At 72.4% G+C, this 19,417-nt stretch carries 14 protein-coding genes; 9 read left to right on the forward strand and 5 right to left on the reverse strand.

Features of this window, described 5'->3' with window-relative positions; translation table 11 throughout:
- Positions 1 to 52: 52 nt before the first annotated feature.
- Positions 53 to 853 (reverse strand): serine hydrolase, encoded by an 801-nt coding sequence (locus ACZ6TI_RS22115; protein ID WP_465346979.1) that lies wholly within the window; start codon positions 851 to 853, stop codon positions 53 to 55.
- Between the two features lie 7 nt (positions 854 to 860).
- Positions 861 to 3,686: a hypothetical protein gene (locus tag ACZ6TI_RS22120; protein ID WP_465346980.1), complete on the reverse strand. Its 2,826-nt coding sequence runs from the start codon at positions 3,684 to 3,686 to the stop codon at positions 861 to 863.
- A 100-nt stretch (positions 3,687 to 3,786) separates the two neighbouring features.
- On the opposite strand from ACZ6TI_RS22120, the gene ACZ6TI_RS22125 reads away from it, so the two are divergent.
- From ACZ6TI_RS22125 to ACZ6TI_RS22145, 5 genes are all read left to right on the forward strand, one after another.
- Positions 3,787 to 5,331 carry a trypsin-like peptidase domain-containing protein gene (locus ACZ6TI_RS22125; RefSeq protein ID WP_465346981.1) on the forward strand — a complete coding sequence of 515 codons (1,545 nt, stop codon included), beginning with the start codon at positions 3,787 to 3,789 and terminating at the stop codon, positions 5,329 to 5,331.
- A gap of 71 nt (positions 5,332 to 5,402) precedes the next feature.
- Positions 5,403 to 7,505 (forward strand): tetratricopeptide repeat protein, encoded by a 2,103-nt coding sequence (locus ACZ6TI_RS22130; RefSeq protein ID WP_465346982.1) that lies wholly within the window; start codon positions 5,403 to 5,405, stop codon positions 7,503 to 7,505.
- Positions 7,505 to 8,878 carry a vWA domain-containing protein gene (locus tag ACZ6TI_RS22135; RefSeq protein WP_465346983.1) on the forward strand — a complete coding sequence of 458 codons (1,374 nt, stop codon included), beginning with the start codon at positions 7,505 to 7,507 and terminating at the stop codon, positions 8,876 to 8,878. The genes ACZ6TI_RS22130 and ACZ6TI_RS22135 overlap by 1 nt, the downstream gene beginning before the upstream one ends.
- A complete protein-coding gene (locus tag ACZ6TI_RS22140; RefSeq protein ID WP_465346984.1) occupies positions 8,875 to 9,903 on the forward strand; it encodes a hypothetical protein in 1,029 nt (342 codons plus the stop codon). Before ACZ6TI_RS22135 ends, ACZ6TI_RS22140 begins: the two co-directional genes overlap by 4 nt.
- Complete coding sequence (locus tag ACZ6TI_RS22145) at positions 9,900 to 11,120, forward strand: ABC transporter substrate-binding protein (RefSeq protein ID WP_465346985.1); 1,221 nt, start codon at positions 9,900 to 9,902, stop codon at positions 11,118 to 11,120. The genes ACZ6TI_RS22140 and ACZ6TI_RS22145 overlap by 4 nt, the downstream gene beginning before the upstream one ends.
- 2 nt (positions 11,121 to 11,122) lie before the next feature.
- On the opposite strand, the gene ACZ6TI_RS22150 is transcribed toward ACZ6TI_RS22145, so the two are convergent.
- Complete coding sequence (locus ACZ6TI_RS22150) at positions 11,123 to 11,683, reverse strand: DUF2087 domain-containing protein (RefSeq protein ID WP_465346986.1); 561 nt, start codon at positions 11,681 to 11,683, stop codon at positions 11,123 to 11,125.
- Positions 11,684 to 11,857: 174 nt separating this feature from the next.
- Here ACZ6TI_RS22150 and ACZ6TI_RS22155 point away from each other — a divergent pair, with 174 nt between their 5' ends.
- Both ACZ6TI_RS22155 and ACZ6TI_RS22160 read left to right on the forward strand, forming a co-directional pair.
- On the forward strand, positions 11,858 to 13,738 hold the full coding sequence (locus tag ACZ6TI_RS22155; RefSeq protein WP_465346987.1) for a trypsin-like serine protease: 1,881 nt from the start codon (positions 11,858 to 11,860) through the stop codon (positions 13,736 to 13,738).
- Between the two features lie 452 nt (positions 13,739 to 14,190).
- Complete coding sequence (locus ACZ6TI_RS22160) at positions 14,191 to 14,796, forward strand: dihydrofolate reductase family protein (RefSeq protein WP_465346988.1); 606 nt, start codon at positions 14,191 to 14,193, stop codon at positions 14,794 to 14,796.
- A 263-nt stretch (positions 14,797 to 15,059) separates the two neighbouring features.
- Here the strand turns inward: ACZ6TI_RS22160 and ACZ6TI_RS22165 are convergent, their stop codons facing one another.
- Both ACZ6TI_RS22165 and ACZ6TI_RS22170 read right to left on the reverse strand, forming a co-directional pair.
- Positions 15,060 to 15,644: an alpha/beta hydrolase gene (locus ACZ6TI_RS22165; RefSeq protein ID WP_465346989.1), complete on the reverse strand. Its 585-nt coding sequence runs from the start codon at positions 15,642 to 15,644 to the stop codon at positions 15,060 to 15,062.
- 213 nt (positions 15,645 to 15,857) lie between these two features.
- Positions 15,858 to 17,528, reverse strand: a complete 1,671-nt coding sequence (locus ACZ6TI_RS22170; protein WP_465346990.1) for a serine/threonine protein kinase — start codon at positions 17,526 to 17,528, stop codon at positions 15,858 to 15,860.
- 191 nt (positions 17,529 to 17,719) lie between these two features.
- Between ACZ6TI_RS22170 and ACZ6TI_RS22175 the strand changes: the two genes are divergently transcribed.
- Both ACZ6TI_RS22175 and ACZ6TI_RS22180 read left to right on the forward strand, forming a co-directional pair.
- Positions 17,720 to 19,021, forward strand: coding sequence for a serine hydrolase domain-containing protein (locus ACZ6TI_RS22175; protein WP_465346991.1), 1,302 nt, complete (start codon positions 17,720 to 17,722; stop codon positions 19,019 to 19,021).
- A gap of 100 nt (positions 19,022 to 19,121) precedes the next feature.
- On the forward strand, positions 19,122 to 19,412 hold the full coding sequence (locus ACZ6TI_RS22180; protein WP_465346992.1) for an acetamidase/formamidase family protein: 291 nt from the start codon (positions 19,122 to 19,124) through the stop codon (positions 19,410 to 19,412).
- The last annotated feature ends 5 nt before the right edge of the window (positions 19,413 to 19,417 follow it).

The following is a 19,417-nucleotide window of genomic DNA, read 5'->3' on the forward strand; positions in this document are numbered from 1 at the left end:
GGTTCTCCTTCGCTGGGTTCTCCTTGCCTACACCCAGGGGTCGGAGACGGACTCAGCTTCTCGACATCGCCGTCCCGATTTCTCGCATCGAATTCATGACGGCGGGGGTGGCATCGCCGGCCGTGGGGTCCCAGTTGGCCAGCACGGCATATCCCAGCAACCCCGCCGAGCTGCGCAGATAGCCCACGTCGGCGCGGATCGCGGTGTCCGTGCCGGTCTTGTTGCGCAGCGGGGTCGCGACGTGCGCCAGCGGATCGAGGTGCAGGGCGGAGGCCACCATCGACAGATCGGTGTTCAGCGCCAGCCAGCGGTCCAGCCGCTCGGACACGGCGGCCGAGATCAGCTTCCGCCGTCCGATCCGGAGCATCAGGCCGGCCAGCTCACGCGCCGACCCGTGTGACAACCGGGTGGTGTCCCCGGGCGCGCGGAAGCCGCGTACCCGGTCGTTGAGCGCGGTGTGCTCCAGCCCCAGCGCCGCGGTCAGCGCGGTGACCCGGGGCAGCCCGACGCGGTGCAGCAGCACGTTGGTGGCGTAGTTGTCGCTGACCGCCGCGACCAGCACGGCCACGTCGGCGACCGGCAGCGCGTCCACCGCCAGGTGCTGCCAGAGCCCGGAGTCGGCGACCGCCACCGCCGGATCGCGGGGCAGCATCTCGCGCTCGTCGAGGTCGCCCTCCTCGATCTGCCGGGCCACCTCGGCGAGCAGCAGGATCTTGCCGATGCTGGCGGTGGAGAGCCGCCGGCCGGGGTCGTGCGCGGCCTCCGCGCCGGGCCGCCCGGTGACGGCGATCGACCAGCTCACCTGCGGCGTCGCCGCTGTCACCCGGCCGATCGTCTCCCGAATGTCGCTCATCCGGCCATCATCGCGCAGGCGCCTTCTCGTCCTCCTCTTCGCGCGGCCCGGTCGGCGTGCGCGCCGTCGGCTGCTTGTCCGGCGGCAGGTTGCGCAGCAGAGCCTCGGCCATCTGCTTGAACTCGGCCTCGGTGAAGCCGAGCTTCACGTCCCAGAGCTTCGCGCCCTCCGGCCCGAACGTGGTCAGCTGCGGGCTCTGCTGCATCTTGTCGAGGGCGAGCTGCTGGGTGATGTCGGCGCCGAGGCCGCGCTTGCCCTCCAACTGGAAGACCTGCGTCGTGGACTTCTGCTCGCCCACCGCGCGCAGCTCGGTGACGGCCCTGGTGAGCTGGCCGGACGCCTCGGTGGGGGTGTTGTGGGCGCCGGTCTTGGCCTCGGCCAGCTCGAGGATGGCCAGCCGCCCGTCCGGGCCGGGCTCGACCACCATCGTGTCGACCTCGCCGACGGCCCGATAGATCTGGCCGTCCTTCTCGAACATCTTGGCGGTCTCCCCGCCGACCTGCTTGTCGATGTCCTTGGCCGACATCCGCCCTTCCTTGGTGAGCCGGGCGCGCTCGGCCTTGGCCCACTCGCCCACCGACTTCACGTCCGGCAGCAGGCGCATCAGCCCGATGTTGCTCAGGAATCTGACCTTCGGCCGGGTCGCGTACTGCGCGCGCAGGATCGATCGCTGCAGCGCCTCCCCGATCGCTCCCTGCGTCTCGGTGGGGCGGAAGTCCGCCGCGGTCTTGCGGACACCCTCCACGGCCTTGCGGAGCATCTGGGCGATCGCCTTCGCGTCGCCGCGCGCGATCGCGTCCTGGAACTCGGCGGCGTCCCACTTGCCGAGCTCCTTGAGCACCTGCTCGATGACCTGACCCTGCTCCTGCTGCACGGTCTTGCGCAGGGCCGCGTCCTTGAACGTCTCGGCCAGGATCAGCCGGGCCCGGGCCATCTCGAACTGCGCCTCGGCGAGCCCCGCCTTGGCCGCCGCCTGGGCCTCCTTGGTCATCGCCCGTTCCGCCAGCATCCGCAGCGGTGACTTGCTGCCCTCGACCGCGGCCAGCACCTTCTCGGGCGGCGTCTTGGCCCGGAAGTTCGCCAGCCCGGTCCGGGCCGGCTCCGGCAGCCGGGCGGCCAGGGTGTCGAGCACCTGTGCGGGGGTCGCACCCTCGCCGGCTGCCGCACGGGCCTCGGCCACCGGGTGCGGGCCGGTCTCCGGCGCGAGCGCGGCGCCGCTGCCGGGCTCGGCCTTCGCCGCGTCCAGCTTGTTCTGTGCGCGGGCGAGGTCCATCTCGGCGCCCTTGCGGGCCAGCTTGGGGCCGGCCTTCTTGCCGATCCGCCACATCACCACGAACATCATGATGTCGAAACCGATCGGCCCGATGCGCTTCAGGAACGCCTCGCCGGCCGCCTTCAGCTCGGCGGTCGAGGTGGCGGTGGTGCTGGCGTCGGAGAGGTCCGACCAGGCCACCGCGAAGCCGTAGATGTCCTCGATGGCGAACTGGCTGAGCATCACCGCGGTCAGCACCCCGGCCGCGATCTTGGTGACCCAGCTCGGGTCCGGCGTCAGCCACAGTCCGACGTAGATGCCCATGCTGACGACCAGCGTGACGAGAAACTTCGGGTCGGTGAACGCGTTCTTCGCCGCCTCGGCCAGCTCGCCCAGCACCGTGTTGTCGGCCAGCCGGAGCGCCATCATGATCTTCTGGCCGGAGCTGATCCGGTTGAAGTCGATCTTCTTGTCGGAGGCCGGGCCCGGGGTGCTGCGCGCGTAGTCCAGCAGCAGCTTGCGGTCGACCGGGCTGAGATTGCGCCACCCGGGGTCGTACTTGAACTCCTTGTCGTAGTCGGCGTCCGACTCGAGTTTGTCCGGGCCCGCCTGGTCCTTGGTCATGGCCAGGAAGGCGCCGTAGTCGTTGACGATCTTCTGCAGCACCGCGGTGGTGACCTTGCCGCCCTTCGAGGTCTTGAAGTACCCCTCGATCTTGTCGCGGTTCTGCTCGAGGAAGTGCGCGAACCTGATCCAGGACTCGCCGGTGGTGCCGAACTTCGGGTCCACCACCATGGCCCGGAGCACCTTGAAGAGGCGGACCGTCTCGGCCGGGCTCTCGGTGCCGGCCAAGCCGCCCGCGCCCTTCATCAGGCGGGCGATCTCGCGCCAGACCTCCTCCTCCTCGGCGGTCAGCCGGACCGCGTCCTCGTCGCCCGCGCCCTGCGGGTCGGCGCCGCGGCCGGCCTGGTCGGACTGCTGCGAGCCGGCGCCGTCCCCCTTGTCTGCCTGGCCGGCGCCCTTGTCGCCGCCGCCGATGCCGTCGCTGTCCCGGCTGCCGCCACCGCCGTCCCGCTCGTCCTGGCCTTCGCTGCCGTCCTGCCGGGTCGCCGGGCCGTCGCTCGACCCGGGACGCCCGGCCACCACGCTGAACCGGAACGACGCCGCCTTGGTCAGCTTGGTGCCGGGCGGATCCGTCCACTCCACCACGAAGCCCTTGCTGTTGGCCGTGCCACCGATCGGGGGCGTCGATGTGGTGCCGCTCACCGCATAGGTGCCCTCGCCGGGCTTGCCGTTGAAGCTCGCCTTGAGCGTCACCGTCTCCTTGCCGTCCAGCTCGAGCACCACGATGTCGCGGTCGACGAAGAGCGTGACCTGGGTGATCGTGTGCCGCGCCACCTTCGGCGCCGGCCCGGCGCCACCGGCCGGCGCGCGCATCACCTGCGCGACCGCGCGGTTTCCCGCGGTGGCCTGCAGCCGCAGGATGTCCGCGTAGGGAGCCGGCGCGGGCTGGTCGTGGACGACCGGCGACCGCGGCTCGACGGCCGGCGCCGGCTCGAGGTCCTGCTTCCTGTCGCTCACCGCGACAGCCTCGTCTTCCCTGATCAACCTCGCTGTCATCCAGCTGACATCGTCCACTGTGGGGGCACCGCGGCCGCCGACGCGGGCGTATGGTGCCGGGATGGCGATCGTTCACGGGCCGGAGCCGTGGATGGTCCGGATTCTCGACGAGCGGGGCGCAGTGTGCGGCGCCGGCCTGCTCGTCGCCGCCGACCGCGTGCTGACCTGCGCACACGTCGTGCCCGCGGCGCCGATCGTCGACTTCGTCGACCCGCCCGGCTCGGGCCGCTCCCGGGCCACCCCGGTCACCGGCGGCTTCTTCCCGCCGTCACCGACCCAGCTCGGCGACATCGCGTTGCTCGCGCTCGAGACGCCGCAACCCGGCCGCCGCACCGCCCGGCTGCGGCATTTCCCGGTGGGCCAGGTGGAGAGATTCCGGGCATACGGGTTCCCGCACGCCGACGAGATCGGTGTCTGGGCGGTGTCCACCCTGGTCGGCAAGGCCGGACCGGGCGGCGAGTGGATCCAGCTGCACAACGCCGGCGGCGGCCCGGTGCGCCCCGGCTTCAGCGGCGCGGGCGTGCTGGCCGAGGGCTACGACCACCTGGTCGGCATGATGGTCGCCGCGCACCCGGCCGACGACCAGGCGTTCATGATCCCGGTCCGCACCATCGCGCGTTACCTGCCCGGCGTGCCGTGGATCGTCGGACCGGCCGCGGTCGCCGCCGAGTTCGCCGGGTGGCGGCCGACCCGCACGCCCGACGTGGCGACGCTGCGCGAGGTGTCCGAGTTCGTCGCCGGCCCGTCCGGCGCCAACGTGCGGGTGCTGGTGAGCGGGCCCGACGACTCCCCCGGCACCGCCGCGGTGCACGCCGCGGTGATGTCGTCCGACCAGGTCACCGGCGGGGTGGACCTGATGGTGGACTGCGCCGGGCGCACGGTCGCGGAGATCGTGCGGCGGATCGCCGACCGGGCCGGCGTCGAGCCCCGGCACATCGCGGACGAGCACGCGCCGCCGATGACGATCGTGGTGAGCCGGGTGGACCGGGCGGTGGATCCGGCCGGGGTGCTGCGGTCGGTCGTGCATCCGCTGAGCGAGCGGGACCGAAACCGGATCCTGCTGACCTTCGGCGAAGAGCACTCCGCGGCGCTGCCGCTGGCCCGGTCGATCGAGAAGGAGCGGTCGTCCCGGCCCACCGCCGAGTTGACCGCCGCCGGCGCCCGGGTCGCCGAGGCGCGGCTGGCCGAGCGCACCACGGCAAAGCTGCACCGCCGGGCGGACTCGCTGGTGCGCGGGCTGCTGCCGCCGGTCCCCCGGGCGCCGGAGCTGCGCCGGGAGCTGGCGGCGCTGACCGCGGCGGCACGTGCCGGGCAGGACGTCGGCGCGGCCGCCGCGAGCCTGCGGGACCGGGCCGGCGAGGCGGTCGCGGACGCGCTGGCGGACGGCGACCGGCTCGCCGCGGTGCTCGCCGCGCACGCCGACCTGCGCGGGCTGCTGTCGTCCTATCAGCAGCTCAGCGCGCAATACGGGCACGCCGAGGACGCCACCCTGACGGCGCTCTACCGGCGGGCCTATGCGCTGCTGCACGACGGGCCGGCGGATCAGGCGACGGCGGAGGCCGCGGTGGACGAGTTCGCGGCGGCGGTCCGGGCGATGCGCCCATGAGGTGCCCACGGGCGGGGTGCGCCGGCACGGTCGATGACACCGGCTTCTGTGACACGTGTTTTCGGGCCGCTGTGGTCGTACCCGAAGAACCGGTCTTCGCGGTGCCCACCGCCGGCGTGCACAGTGCGGACTGCCCGCTGGCCGCCGGGGCGGACGCGGCCGGGAGCTTCGACGTCGCCGGGCTGGTGCCGCTGCCGGTGCTGGTCGCCTCCGATCCGACCAGCCGGCTGATGGACGGCACCGAACTGCTCAGCTCGCGCCGACGGTGTGGCTGGCAGGGCTGCGATGGCGAGATCGGCGGGAGTTACCGGGGGCAGCCGGGCCTGCTCGAGGGTGGTTGCGACAAGTGCGGGCATCCCTATTCGTTCCAGCCCAAGCTCAAGAAGGGGGACCTGGTCGCGGGGCAATACGAAGTGATGGGCCCGCTGGCGCAGTCCGGTTTCGGCTGGGTCTATCTGGCCCGCGACCGGCATCTCGACGGCAACTACGTGGTCCTCAAGGGACTGATCAACGCGCACGACAGCCGGGCCGCGGAGATGGCCGTGCGGGAGCGGCAATACCTGACCCGGCTGCATCACCCCAACATCGTGCGGATCTACAACGCCGTCACGCACGCCGACGCCGACACGGCCGAGCACACCGGTTACATCGTGATGGAATATGTGGACGGTCCGTCGCTGGACGAGGTGCGGCGCACGGCGCGGTCCTGCCCGATGGGCTGCGGGCGGCTGCCGCTCGAGCACATCCTGGGCATGGGCCACGAGATCCTCGCCGCGATGGACTACCTGCACGGCCAGGGGCTGCTCTATTGCGACATGAAGCCGGCCAACGTGATGCGCGGCAGCGACCGGATCACGGTGATCGATCTGGGCGGCATGAGCGAGATCGCGGCCGCCAACCGCGCCTCGGTCGGCACCCGGGGCTACCAGGCGCCGGAGGCCGAGATGCAGTCCCGCGGCGCGACGGTCAAGTCCGACGTGTTCACGCTCGGCCGCACGCTGAAGCGGCTGTTCGAGGACGCCGGCCGGGCCGAGGACGTGCCGCCGGTCGCCGCCGAGTCCTTCCGGCAGCTGCTGCGCCGGGCCACCGACGAGGACTACCCGCGCCGGTTCGCCTCCGCCGCCGAGATGTCCGAGCAGCTGCTCGGCGTGCTGCGCGAACTGCTCTCGCTGCGTGACCGGGCCGAGCACGCGGCCGCGTCGCTGCTCTTCGCGCCGACCGCCGCGGTGATCGACGGCGGGCTGGGCGCGGTGCCGCCGCTGGAGCGCTGGACCGCCACCCGGTTGCCGGCCGGCATCGCCGATCCGCCGTCCAACCGCTCGGTCGCGCTCGGCCTGCCGATCCCCCGGATCGACCCACACGACCCGGGTGCGCGCTTCCTCGGCAGCGGCGTCCGGCACGACCCCCGCGACCTGATCGCCCGCCTCACGCAGGGCGACGACGACTCGGCCGAGCTGTGGTTGCGCGGTTGCCGGGCGCACCTCGAGCTCGGCGACACGGCGCCGGCCGAGCTGTGCCTCCGCGCCGCGGAGACAACCCTGGGCGGTACGCCCGGAGCGTGGCGGCTGGAGTGGTACAGCGGTCTGCTGGCCTTCGCGAGCGGCGACATCGCGGCCGCTCGCGGGGAGTTCACCGCGGTGCGCGACTTCTGGCCCGGTGAGGTCGCGCCCAAGCTGGCCCTCGCGCTCTGCGCCGAGCGCTCCGGCGACTCCGAGGACCTCTTCCGAGCGGTGTGGCTGCGCGACCGGTCGCAGACCAGCGCCGCGTTCGGGCTGGCCCGGCTGCGGTTGCGGGCCGGTGACCGGGCCGGCGCGGCGGCCGTGCTCGACGAGGTGCCGACGATGTCCCCGCATCGGGACGCCGCCCGGATCGCCGCCACCCGCGCCTTCGCCGAGGCGCTGCCGGACCGGCCGGCCGAGGCGGACGTGTCCGAGGCGGCACGGCGGCTGCCCGAGTTGCGGCTGGACGGCGGCGACGCGAGACGCCGGCTCACCGCCGTCATCCGGCAGGCCGCCTTCGAGACCTCTTCGTCGCCGGACCAGGACACGGCGAGGCGGCTCGAGCTCTCCTATCGGGAGCTGGCCGCACAGGCGCGCACGCCGCGCGACCACGAGATCCTGGTCGACCTGGCCAACCGGGTGCGGCCGCGGACCCTGCTGACCTGGTGGCGGTGATGGACGAATTCGGCCTGGTGATCAGCGACCACAAGCACGTGGCGCTGGGCGTGACCGAGGTGCGTGCGGTGCTCACCGTGACGGCCGGTGCTCCCACGTCCGGCGGCCCGCCCGCCGCTCTCGCCGAGGTCATCGTCGTGGACACGTCCGGGTCGATGATGGTCGGTCCCAAGATGGCGGACGCCCGCCGGGCCACGGTGGAGGCGGTGGACGCGCTGCCCGACGGCGCGTTGTTCGCGGTGGTGGCCGGCGACCAGGACGCCCGGATGGTCTACCCGCTGATCCAGGAACTCGCGGTGGCCGGGCCGCGGACCCGTCGCGAGGCGCGGTCGGCGATCAAGAAGCTGCGGGCGTACGGCGGGACGGCGATGAGCACCTGGCTCAACCTGGCCCGGTGGCTGCTCGTCGACCAGGGCTACGACGTGCGGCACGTGACGCTGCTGACCGACGGCCGCAACGCCGAACGAGCCGGGCACCTGACTCGCGCGCTGGCCGAGTGCCGGCACGTCTTCCAGTGCGACGCCCGCGGCATCGGCGCCGACTGGAACGCGCGGGAGCTGATCGGCATCGCCGAGGCGCTGCGCGGCCAGGCCCGGGCGGTGACCGGCGACAGCGACCTGGCCGCCGAGTTCCGGGCGATCATGCGCACCTGGACCGCCAAGTCGGTGCCCGAACTGGTGCTGCGGCTCAAGCTCAGCCCGTTCGCCGAGCTCAAGCACCTGCGTCAGGTGCATCCGGTGAAGGCCGACCTGGCCGCGCACCTGCGGCCGGTCGCGGACGGCGCGCTGGAGGTCGCCACCGGCGCCTGGGCGCCCGGCGAGCAGCGCGACTTCGACCTGTGCGTGGACGTGGGCGACACCGGCGACCTGAGCGAGGATCTGCTGGCCGGGCGCATCGATCTGCTCACCGACGGCCGGCGGCAGGGCGCGCCGGCGCTGGTGCTGGTGCGCCGGATCGCCGACGACTACCGGTCCGCGCTGCCGGACCCCAAGCTGCGCGAATACTCCGAACAGGAGGAGCTCAGCCGGGTGATCGGAGACGGCTGCGGGGCCTATCTGAAGGAGCAGCGGGACCAGGCCGAGGCGCACTTCGGGCGGGCGCTGGTGATCGCGCAGCGGGCCGGCGACCACGACATGCTCGGCCGGCTCGGCCGGGTGGTGCGGGTGGAGGACGGCGGTGGCCGGGTGCGGCTGCGTGCCGACGTACAGGTGGAAGACCTGCTCGCGCTCGAGACCGAGTCCCGCTTCTCCCAGCTCAGCCGGTCGAGCCGGCAGCCGCCGCCGGCGGACGCCGGGCCGGACCGCACCTGCGTGTGCGGACGGGTCGTGCCGGGCTCGGCCAAGTTCTGCCCACAGTGCCGGCGGCCGCTGTGACCGGCACCCGCCGGACCGTGTTCCGGCTCTGGATCGCTCTGCTGGCCGCCACCCTGGCCACGCTGGCCGGCGCGGTGGTGGCGACCGATCTGGCCCGCCGCGACGCGAACGCGCTGCTGGCCGGGGAGGCGCCGGCCCGGGAAGGGCTGGCGGCGGCGCGCCAGTCGCTGGTGGAGGCGGACGCCGAGGCGCTCAACAGCTTCTGGGATCGGCCGGTCGGTTCCGGGCCGGGTGCGGCGTACCGGACGTCCATCGCCGCGGCCGGGCGACAACTCGCGCAGGTCGCCCGGGCGGACATCGGCGGCACCGCCGCCGAGGGCGTGCAGGTGATGAACGGCCTGCTGATCACCTACACCGGACTGGTCGAGCAGGCCTTCCGCGGCAAGGCCACCGACCTGCTGCCCCAGGCCTATCTGCAGTACGCACACCAGTTCCTGCACGACGAGATGCTGGCCCAGCTGGACACCCTGGTCGGCGCGGTGGACAAGGCGGCGCCGGCCCGGCCGCCGTGGGGCCGGCACCTGCTCTGGGCGGCGCCGCTGGTGATCCTGGCCGGGCTGCTCGGCTGGGCTCAGGTCTGGCTGTCCCGGCGGTTCCGGCGCACGCTGAGCGCGCCGCTGCTGGCCGCCGCCGCGGTCACCGCCGTGCTGGGCGTGACCGCCGTGCTGTCGCTGGATGCGGACGAGCAGATGACGACCGGCCGGCAGAAGCTGGCCACGCTGGTCGGCACCTATCGGGTCCGGGCCGACGCGGCCGAGGTCCGGGCCTGCGACAGCCTGCACCAGCTGCACCGGAAGAACGCCTGGCGGACACCCGAGCAGCAGGGCTGCGCGACCGCCCCGCCGGTGGCCACCGACCGCCAGCTGCTGACCATGGCCAACTCGGTCAGCATCACCGCCCAGTCGGCCGCGGCCACGGCGGCCCGCAGCACCGTCACGGTGATCGTGGTCGCGCTGCTGGCCGGGTTCCTGATCACCCTGGGGCTCCTGCCCCGCATCGAGGAATACAGGTTCCGGCGGCGATGAGATCTCAGGTTTTCCGGACGTGCGCTGTGCTGGCCGTGCTCCTGGTGCTCGGGCCGGCGGTGGCCGCGTGCGGTGGCGGCGGGGCCGCCGATCGCGCGCTGGTGGTGCTCGGCCCGTGGCTGCCCGAGGCGCTCGACAACGAGGACGAGAGCGACGTGTTCCGCAAGGTGCTGGACGAGTTCGAGGCGGCACACGACGTGGAGATCGACTACCAGGGCACCCGCGACATCGGCCGGGCGCTGAGCGCCAAGATCCGGGACGGGACGCTGCCGGACATCGCGATCATGCCGAACGTGGGCGAACTGGCCGGCTATGCGACCGAGGAGCTCGCCCAGCCGGTCACGTCCGTGCTCGACGGGGTGTCACCGCCGTTGGAGGGCCCGGTGGCGGTCAACCACCGTGCGCTGTGGCGGGGCGCCGAGGCGTACGCGGTGGCCGTCAAGATCGACCTCAAGAGCCTGATCATCCACTCCGCCGGCTTCGAGCCGTCCGCCCCGGCGACCCTGGCCGATCTCGACAAGATCGGCGCGCCGTGGTGCCTCGGGTTGGGCGCGGCGTCGGTGCCGGGGTGGCCGGGCACCGACTGGATCGAGGATCTCCTGCTGCACACCGAGGGCCCGGCGACCTATCAGGACTGGGTGGCCGGGGACGTCCCGTGGACCGACGAGCGGGTGCGGAAGGCCTTCGAACGATTCGGTGACTTCGTGGGCGACCCGCGGGAGGCGCTGCTGACCAGCCCGGCCGAGGCGGCCCAGAAGATGTCCGCGGGCGGCTGCGGGCCGATGCACCAGAGCTCGTTCTTCGCCGGCGAGTCCGGCGAGTTCCTGACCTTCCCGCCGGGCAAGGGTGGTGCGGTCGAGGTCTCCGCCGACTTCGCGGCCCGGTTCTCGACCTCGCAGGACGCCGAGGAGCTGCTGAAGTTCCTGGTCGACGGCAAGGCCTGGGTGCGGCTGAGCGGCGAGACGGTGTTGCCGGCGAGCCCGAATCCGGCGATCTACACCGGCCCGCGGAAGACCGTCGCGGAGACGCTGAGCACCGCGCAGAGCCGGTGCCTGGACGCCTCGGACGCGATGCCGACCACGATGGCGGCGGCCTTCCAGACCGCGGTGCTGGAATACGTCGCAGCACCGGACCAGCTGGACGACATCCTGAAACGGCTGGACCTCGTCCGCGACGCGGTGCCCCACGAGCAATGGCTGCGAATCCGCTGCACCTGAGCTCAGAGTGGCGTCGGCTGGCGGGCCACGCCGTAGGTGGTGCCGGCCCGGTCCCGCTCGAGCCAGCCGGTGTCGACGAGCATCCGGCGGACCGCGGCGACGTCGTCGGTGATCGTCGCCAGCTTGCGGTTGATCTCGCTCTCTTCATAGAGCCCGTCCAGCGCGAGGAAGCGGACCAGCAGCTCGCCGAGCTCCGCGTACTTCGGGCTCATCGTGGGCGGCATGCTGCTCAGCCGGCCGTGCGCGAAATGACCGCGCAGCTGCGGATATCCCGCCAGCACGCCGGCGATCGGCTGCAGCCGGTCCACCGCCGCGGCCGCCTCGCGCAGCTCACCGATCTTGGCGCGGTAGACGCCGTCGCCGGTGCCACTGGCGATGCCGAGACCGACCAGCCGGGCGCACGCGTCGCCCACCTCGGCCTTCGAGAGGTCGAGCGGATAGGCCAGCTCGGCCAGGGTGGCGCCCTCCTTGCCGCGGTGCGCCAGCTCGGCGAAGACCCGCAGGCGGGTGGGGCTGGACAGGGCGGCGAGCACCTCGGCGGCGCGGGCGGCTTCGATGGACATCCGGCCAGCCTAGGAACCGGCCGGGCCACCGCGCACCCGATTTTGCGCCAACGTCCGAACTGGACTTCTCCATCCAATCCACCGATGTGGATGCCCCGGGGTGACGCGCCGCGGCCCGACGGCCTAATCTGACCGCTGCGCACCGTTGCGGACGAGGGAAACACGGGGGATTCGATGACGGGCAGTGTGATGCGTCGTGCCTGTGCGGCCGGCGTCGCGGCCGGGCTGATGGTGCTCGGCGGCTGGTGGGCCGCGGGTCCCGCGGCCGGCGTGAGCGGCGGCGAGCCGGCGCCCACGGAGGGTTACGGTTTCGCGGCGCACATCCTGGTCGGTGACACCGCCCGAGCCTGCTCGGGTGCGCTGATCGACCCGGAGTGGATCGTCACCTCCGCGTCCTGCGTGTCCGACAGCACCGTGACCGCCGGTCCCCCACCGGCGCCGATGACGGTCACGATCGGCCGCACCGATCTCGCCGCGACCACCGGCGGCCAGCAGCACTCGGTCACCCAGGTCGTCCCGCACCCCAGCCGTGACGTGCTGCTGGCCAAGCTGGCCGCGCCGATCACCGCCGCGACGCCGGTGCCGCTCGCGAGCACCGCGCCGGTGGCCGGCGAGACGCTGCGGGTGGCCGGCTTCGGGCGCACCGCGACCCAATGGGTGCCCGAGCGGCTGCACACCGCCGCGCTCACCGTGCAGGAGATCGGCCCCGACGGCACCTCCTTCCGCCTGGTCGCCCCGCCCGAGACCCCGGCCTCGATCTGCAAGGGCGACTCCGGCGGCCCCACCCTGCGGCCGGACGGCACCTCCTTCCGCCTCGCCGGGCTGCACCACTCCTCCGGGCAGGCCGGCTGCTTCGGCATGCCCGCCGACCAGACCACCAACGAGACCGTCGAGACCCGGCTGGACGACCTGGGCGACTGGATCCGGTCGCACACCCGCGGCGACAACTTCGTGCGGATGGCCACCAGCGCGGCGGTGCTCGACACGCGCAGCGCGATCGGCGCGCCGACCGGCGCCCGGGCAGCCGGAGCGACGACCACGTTCCAGGTGACGGGCGTCGGCGGCGTGCCCGCGACCGGAGTCTCCGCGGTGCTGCTGGACGTCACCGCCATCACGGTGGCCTCGGGCACCTACCTGTCGCTCTTCCCGGAGGGCACCGCGCGCCGCCCGGTGTCGATGGTCAACGCCGACGACCACCAGATCATCTCGAACACGGCAGTGGTGCCGGTGTCGGCGACCGGCAAGGTGTCGATCTACAACAGCGGCGCCGGCGTGCACATGGTCGCCGACGTGGAGGGCTATTACACCAAGGCGCCGACCACCGCCGGCAGCGGCTTCGTGCCGGTGACCCCGACCCGCCTGGTCGACACCAGAAGCGGCCTGGGCGGCACCGCGGGCGTCCTCAACCCCGGCACCAGCCGCGCTTTCACCCTGACCGGCGGCGTGGTCCCGACCGGCTCCACCGGCCTGATGATCAACCTGATCGCCACCGGCGCGACCGGCCAGGGCTGGGTGGGAACCTTCGCCACCGGAGGCACCACGCGCAGCGTGATGGACTACGTGACCGGCACCACGTCCCACGGCGTGACGGTGAAGGTCGGCACAGACGGCCGGGCCACCTTCACGAACAGCCCCGGCGGCACCGCGATCAACCTGGTGATCACCGCCGAGGGCTATTTCACCCCGACCGCGACCACCGGCGCCGGCCTGCGCACCCTCCCGGCCCGCCGCCTGCTCGACACCCGCTCCGACGGCCCGCAGACCCCGCTGGCCGCCAACGCGGCAACCGAGATCGCCACAGGCCTGCCACCCGGCTCGACGGCGCTGGTCAACCTGACCGTCATCAACAACGCCGCCACCGGCTACCTGCGAGCCTGGCCCACCGCCGGCACGGAGACCATCACCTCCCTGCTGAACTACCCACCCGCGAACACCAGCGCCCGCTCCTGCTTCTCCGCGGTCCGGGTCGGCGCCAACGGCAAGATCAGCGTCCGCAACAACTCCACCGGCACGACCGACCTGGTGATGGACCTCCAGGCCTGGCACGCGCCATAAGCCGCGGTCTTTACTCAGGAGTGGAAGGACGGGCGCGGCCTCCGGCCGCGCCCGTTCCGGCATCCCGACGACCCGACGACCGTCGGGTGCGGCCAAGACCGGACGAGTTGGATCGCGCCCTCGGTGACGCTGAATTCGGCGCGCTACCACGGCCCGGTGTGCGCCTGGGAAGAAGACCGTCGGCGACCAGCCGGCGGAGACGGTCGGCGGAGACGGTCGGCGGAGCCTTCCTGTCGGATGCGGAAGTGTCGCCGGTTGCCGACCATGACATGGCGCAGGCCCAGCCGCGACCAGCGGCCGCCGAGCAGCTCCACCTCGGCGCTGATCGCGCAGCCCGGACGCGGCCGGCCTGATCTCCGCTGCACCATCCCGTGTCCGGCATTTGAGGTCAGCCGCCACCTGCTAACGTCCGCACGGCCGCTTGCGAGTCGCAACCACCCAGGAGGTTCGCGGTGACGGACACGACCTGCCACATGTCGATCTCGCTGGACGGCTTCGCCGCCGGGCCGGACCAGAGCCGCGACGACCCCCTGGGCAAGCGCGGGCGAGAGGTGCACGGCTGGCACATCGGCGACCCGCGAGCCAACGATGCCGACAAGGTCGCGGCCGGGTGGCTCATGCGTCCCCGGGGCGCCTATGTGATGGGCCGGAACATGTTCGGCCCGATCCGCGGGGACTGGGAAGAGGAATGGACCGGGTGGTGGGGCCCGGAGCCGCCATATCACGCGCCGGTGTTCGTGCTGACCCATTACGCACATGACCCGATCGAGATGGAAGGCGGGACGACCTTCCACTTCGTGACCGGAGGCTTCGACGCGGCCTACGCCGCAGCGCGCGAGACCGCCGGCGACAAGGGCGTGGACATCGCCGGTGGGGCTTCGACCGTCCGGCAGGCCCTGATCGCCGGCGTGATCGACGAGTTCACGCTCGACATCGCCCCGGTCCTGCTCGGTTCGGGCGAGCGCATCTTCGACGGCGTCGAATCCTTCGGCTTCGAACCCGTCGAGGTGCTCCACTCACCGCTGAGCACCCACATCCGCTACCTCCGAGTCAGCTGACTCCGCAGGAGCTGCCGGCCAGGTCGCCGGCCCGGATCCGGACCCCGCCGACGGAGACGTCGTCCGTTCAGGACAGGTGGTGCCCTGCCCGGTGCCCGCTGCCCGTCGAGCGGTCAGGTCTCGGCACGGCGGCGGTCGCCGTTTGCCAAGAAGGTCCCGACGACCACGGCCTGAACCACCGACTCTCACAGCGCGCGCCTGGAGGCCGCGAGCTTGCGGCCGCGGCGGCCGGAGGCGAGTTTCGCACGGCTCTCCGGCCCGGGTCAGAGAGCTTGGGCCAACTCGTCGACGAGGTCGATCGTTTCGGTCCAGCCGGCTGTGTCGGGGAAGTGGGACGTTGCGACCGAGCGGACGTCGAAGCGGTTGCGTGGGGTCAGGCGGTCGGCTTCGGCGATCATGCGGTCCTGCAGGGCCACGGGCAGGCACCGGTCTCGGGTGTGCCGGATGTACGTGCGCGGAATGCGCCCCCACGTCTCCCGGTGCCCGCGGGCGTCGTCGAGGGGCACCTGAGCGGACTCGTCGGGCTGCTGGGCGTTGAGCATGTGCAGGAACTCCGCCTCCGTCGCCTCGGCCAGGAAGGCGCCCTTCAGCAAGGCCAGCACCTGCGGGTCGGCGGTGCGCCAGTTGATGCGGGAGCCGCCGATCGTCGCCGGGTCGCCGATCGCGGCCGCGGCCAGGTCCATCAACCTGGTGCCCTCGGCCTCGGGCACGGTCAGGTAGTCACCGCAACTGCGCAGGTCGACGCAGCAGAACGCGGAGCTGTAGACCAGCCGGTCGATCAGGTGCGGCACCTCGTTGCCCACCCGGCTGAGCGTGGCGCCGGCCATGCTGCCGCCCCACAGCAGCACGGGCCATGTCGGGCCGTGCGGCGCACCACCGCGACGGTCCGCTCGACGAAGTCGTCCAGGGTGATGCCCGCCATCGGCGACGGCTCGGTGGCCAGCGCCCCCATTCCCTCGCGCGGGACACATCGGGAGCTACCAACTTCGGAAGGGGCCGGACCGACCTCGGTCTACGAGATCCGAGACCAAGGGAGGTCTACGAGATCCGAGACGAAGGGATCAGCCGTCGAGCAGGCGCAACTTCGAGAAATGCTTGGCGCCCGCGTCGACGATCTCGGCATCCATGGTCACACCCCAGCTCGGGTCGGCAGCCAACCGCCGAGCCTCGTCGACGGTCAGCGCGGGCGGCGCGTCCGGGTTCTTCTCGCCGTCCCACGGCAGGCAGGTGGATACGTCGATCTGCACGTTGGTGCCGTCGTCCCACTGGGCTGTCACGACCACGTCCTGATAGCAGTTGCCCGGAAGGCGTTGCACCTCGACGACCGGGCTCGCGCCGCTGCGTTCCGGGCGGTCCGGGTTCTTGTCACGGGACACGTCGATGGCCAGTCGCCCGGCGCCGGTGCCGTCGTTCAGCAGGAACTGCACCCACGTCCGGCCCTTCTGGTCGTAGGTCGAGTAGCGGCTGATCGTACGGTCGGGGAAGGCCCGCGCAACCACCTCGAGGACCGACCGCGCGGTCGCGGCCTTGCGCGGTCGCACCGCCGCGGGCGACCCGGCCGCCGCGGCCGCCCCACCCAGCTGTTCCCCCGCGGCGGGCGCGGCCTCGGCGGTGCTCTCGTCCGCGGACCCCAGCGGGACCACGGAGAAAGCCAGGATCGCCGCCGCGGCAAGCGCGACCGCCCCACCCGCCGCGACCAGCGCATTCCGCGCCCGCTTCCGCGGCATCCGACCGGAATACACCGAAGCGGACGGCTGCGTTCCGGCATGAGAAGAGCCGGCAGGGCCGGCAGAAGGAGGGTTGGCAGGGCCGCCAAGAGAAGAGCCGGCAAGGCCGGCAAAAGAAGGGCTTGCAGGCCCGGCATGAGCAGAGCGACCAGACCCGGCATGAGCAGAGCGCGCAGGCCCGGCATGAGCAGAGCGCGCAGGCCCGGCGTGGGAAGCGGCGAGCAGCCCGTCGAGCAACTCCCGCGCCGTCGGCCGCCCCCGCGGATCCTTGACCAGCGCCCTCTCCACCAACCCACGCAGCGGTTCCCGCACCCCCCGCAGATCCGGCGGCTGCGTGATGATCCGCATCGCCGTCGCCGGCGCCGAATCCCCCGCGAACGGCGTCCTCCCGGTCGCCGCGAACGTCATCATCACCCCCCAGGCGAAGATGTCCGCCGCCGTGGTCACCTCCCGGGCCGACTCCGCCTCGAACCGCTCCGGCGCCATGTAGGCAACCGTCCCCACCATCTGGTCGGTCCGCGTGTGCATGCTGGTCGCCTCCAGCGACCGCGCGATGCCGAAGTCGATGACCTTGACCCCACCCACCGCCAGCAGCACGTTCTCCGGCTTGAGATCGCGGTGGATGACGCCCGCCCCGTGGATCGCCGACAGCGCCGTGGTGAGGCCGACCGCCAGGCTGTGCAGCGCGTCGGGCGCCATCGGCCCGTGGTCGCGCACCTGCTGCGCCAGGCTGGGCCCGTCCACATATTCGACCACCAGGTAGGGCGGGTCGTTGGAGAAGTCGGCGTCGAGCACCGCCGCGGTGGAGAACGACGGCACCTGCCGCAGCCGGTTGACCTCGCTGCGGAAGCGGCCGCGCAGCTCGTCGTCCCAGGCCAGCTCGGCGCGGATCACCTTGACGGCGACCAGCCGGCCGTCCGGCGCGCGGCCGAGATAGACCGTGCCCATGCCGCCGCCGCCGAGCCGTTGCAGCAGCTCGTAGTGCCCGAGCCGGAGCATGCTCATGAATCCCCCTCGATATCAGACGCACGCCGTGGGGGACCATACCGGTCGATGATTGACGCATGAATCAATTGCCGCGAAAAGCACGGAGATCCGAGTCAATCGCGCAAAGTCGCGTCGAAGGTGAACCGATCGGCGAGATCATTCGTATTCCGGAGTCAGGCCGGAACCTGGACTGCTGGTAGAACTCAGGGATGGATCTCGTTGCCGAGTTCGTCGCCGCGACCGACGCCCTGGAGCACGCGGAGCTGCACAGCCTGATGATCGTGCAGCACGGCGAGGTGGTCACCCAGGGCTGGTGGGAGCCCTACGGCCCGGACAAACCACACCTGCTCTACTCGCTCAGCAAGAGTTTCTCGTCGACCGCACTGGGTTTCGCGGTGGCCGAGGGCTCGGTGGATCTCGATGCCACAGTGCTCTCCTATTTCCCCGAGTTCGACCTGCGGGTCACCGACGAAAGATCAAGATCCATCCGGGTACGCGACGTCGCCGCCATGTCCAGCGGCCACGAGGACGAGACCATCGAGCAGGCCTGGGCGGCCGGCGACGGCGACCTGCTCCTCGGCCTGCTGCTCGTGCCGCCGGAGCGCGACCCGGGCACCGTGTTCGCATACAACCAGCCGTGCACCTACGCGCTCTCCGCGATCATCCATCGGGTCCACGGCGTGCCGCTCAGCGAGTTCCTGCGCCCGCGGCTGTTCGAGCCGCTGGGCATCGACACCTGGGGCTGGACCACCGACCAGCTCGGTCGCGAGCACGGCTTCTCCGGCCTGCACCTGCGCACCGATGCGATCGCCAAGCTCGGTCAGCTCTACCTCAACGAGGGCGAGTTCAACGGCCGCCGGTTGCTGGATCCGGCGTGGGTCGCCGAGGCCACCCGGTCGCACATCACCACCGGCAAGCCCGAGGTCGACTGGAACCAGGGCTACGGCTTCCAGTTCTGGCGCAGCCGGCACGGATATCGCGGGGACGGCGCCTTCGGCCAGTACATGCTGGTGTTGCCGGAGCTCGACGCGGTGGTCGCGATCACCGGCCAGAGCGAGGACATGCAGGGCGTGCTCGATGCCGCCTGGGCACATCTCGTCCCGGCCCTCGGCGGAGAGGCAGGGGCGGCGACGCCGCCGGGTGGTGCCCTGCCGCGACCTCTTCCGTCCGGTACGCCCGGAAAGCTCACCTCCGGCGTCTACACACCGTCGCCGGCGAACGACCTCTCGCGCCTGACCAGCGTGGAGGTGGGCGCCGACCGGCTGACGCTGATCGACCGAGGCGGCCCGGTGACCGTGGCGCTGGACGACGCCGGCAGCTGGACCGAGACCGGCCCGGCGGCCACCGCGCAGGCCTGGCAGGACGGCCGACTGGCCGTGGACATCGCTTTCACCGAGACGCCACACCGCCTGCATCTGCTGCTCACCCCGGCGGCGCAACAGTTCGAGGCGCACTGGATGACGACGCCGATCGACGGGCGACCGCTCATGGGGATGCGCATGCCGCGCTGAGCGGTGGCCCGCCGACCGTGGGAGCGGGCGAGGGTTCCACGCCGAGTCTCGGGATCTCCGGCCCGGGCCGCGGCCGCCCGGCCGTCCGGTCTTCACTCCCATGCGCACCTCCCGCGGCGCCCTGACCGGCGTGCTGCCCCGCGGCCGCCACCGGCAGGTCACGTTCCCGCTGAATCCGTTCATGGGCATGATGGGCGTCGCCTTGGCCGCGGCCGGCACGCTGACCGACCCCATGCTCAACTCGATCCCGCCCACCCTCGGCGGCGGCAACATCGACATCAACCTGCTCGGCCGCGGCGCCAGCTTCTATCTGCCGGTGTTCGCCGAGGGCGCGCTGTTCTACGTGGGCGACCCGCACCTGGCGATGGGCGATCGGCCTCTCCGACCCTGACGGCA

This window comes from Actinoplanes sp. NPDC051388, from assembly GCF_055586225.1.

Bases quoted from the DNA above. Each gene is read 5' to 3' on its own strand.
- ACZ6TI_RS22115 (WP_465346979.1), bottom strand. From the start codon at position 853: ATGAGCGACATTCGGGAGACGATCGGCCGGGTGACAGCGGCGACGCCG.
- ACZ6TI_RS22125 (WP_465346981.1), top strand. From the start codon at position 3,787: ATGGCGATCGTTCACGGGCCGGAGCCGTGGATGGTCCGGATTCTCGAC.
- ACZ6TI_RS22135 (WP_465346983.1), top strand. From the start codon at position 7,505: ATGGACGAATTCGGCCTGGTGATCAGCGACCACAAGCACGTGGCGCTG.
- ACZ6TI_RS22145 (WP_465346985.1), top strand. From the start codon at position 9,900: ATGAGATCTCAGGTTTTCCGGACGTGCGCTGTGCTGGCCGTGCTCCTG.
- ACZ6TI_RS22150 (WP_465346986.1), bottom strand. From the start codon at position 11,683: ATGTCCATCGAAGCCGCCCGCGCCGCCGAGGTGCTCGCCGCCCTGTCC.
- ACZ6TI_RS22155 (WP_465346987.1), top strand. From the start codon at position 11,858: ATGACGGGCAGTGTGATGCGTCGTGCCTGTGCGGCCGGCGTCGCGGCC.
- ACZ6TI_RS22170 (WP_465346990.1), bottom strand. From the start codon at position 17,528: ATGAGCATGCTCCGGCTCGGGCACTACGAGCTGCTGCAACGGCTCGGC.
- ACZ6TI_RS22175 (WP_465346991.1), top strand. From the start codon at position 17,720: ATGGATCTCGTTGCCGAGTTCGTCGCCGCGACCGACGCCCTGGAGCAC.
- ACZ6TI_RS22180 (WP_465346992.1), top strand. From the start codon at position 19,122: ATGCGCACCTCCCGCGGCGCCCTGACCGGCGTGCTGCCCCGCGGCCGC.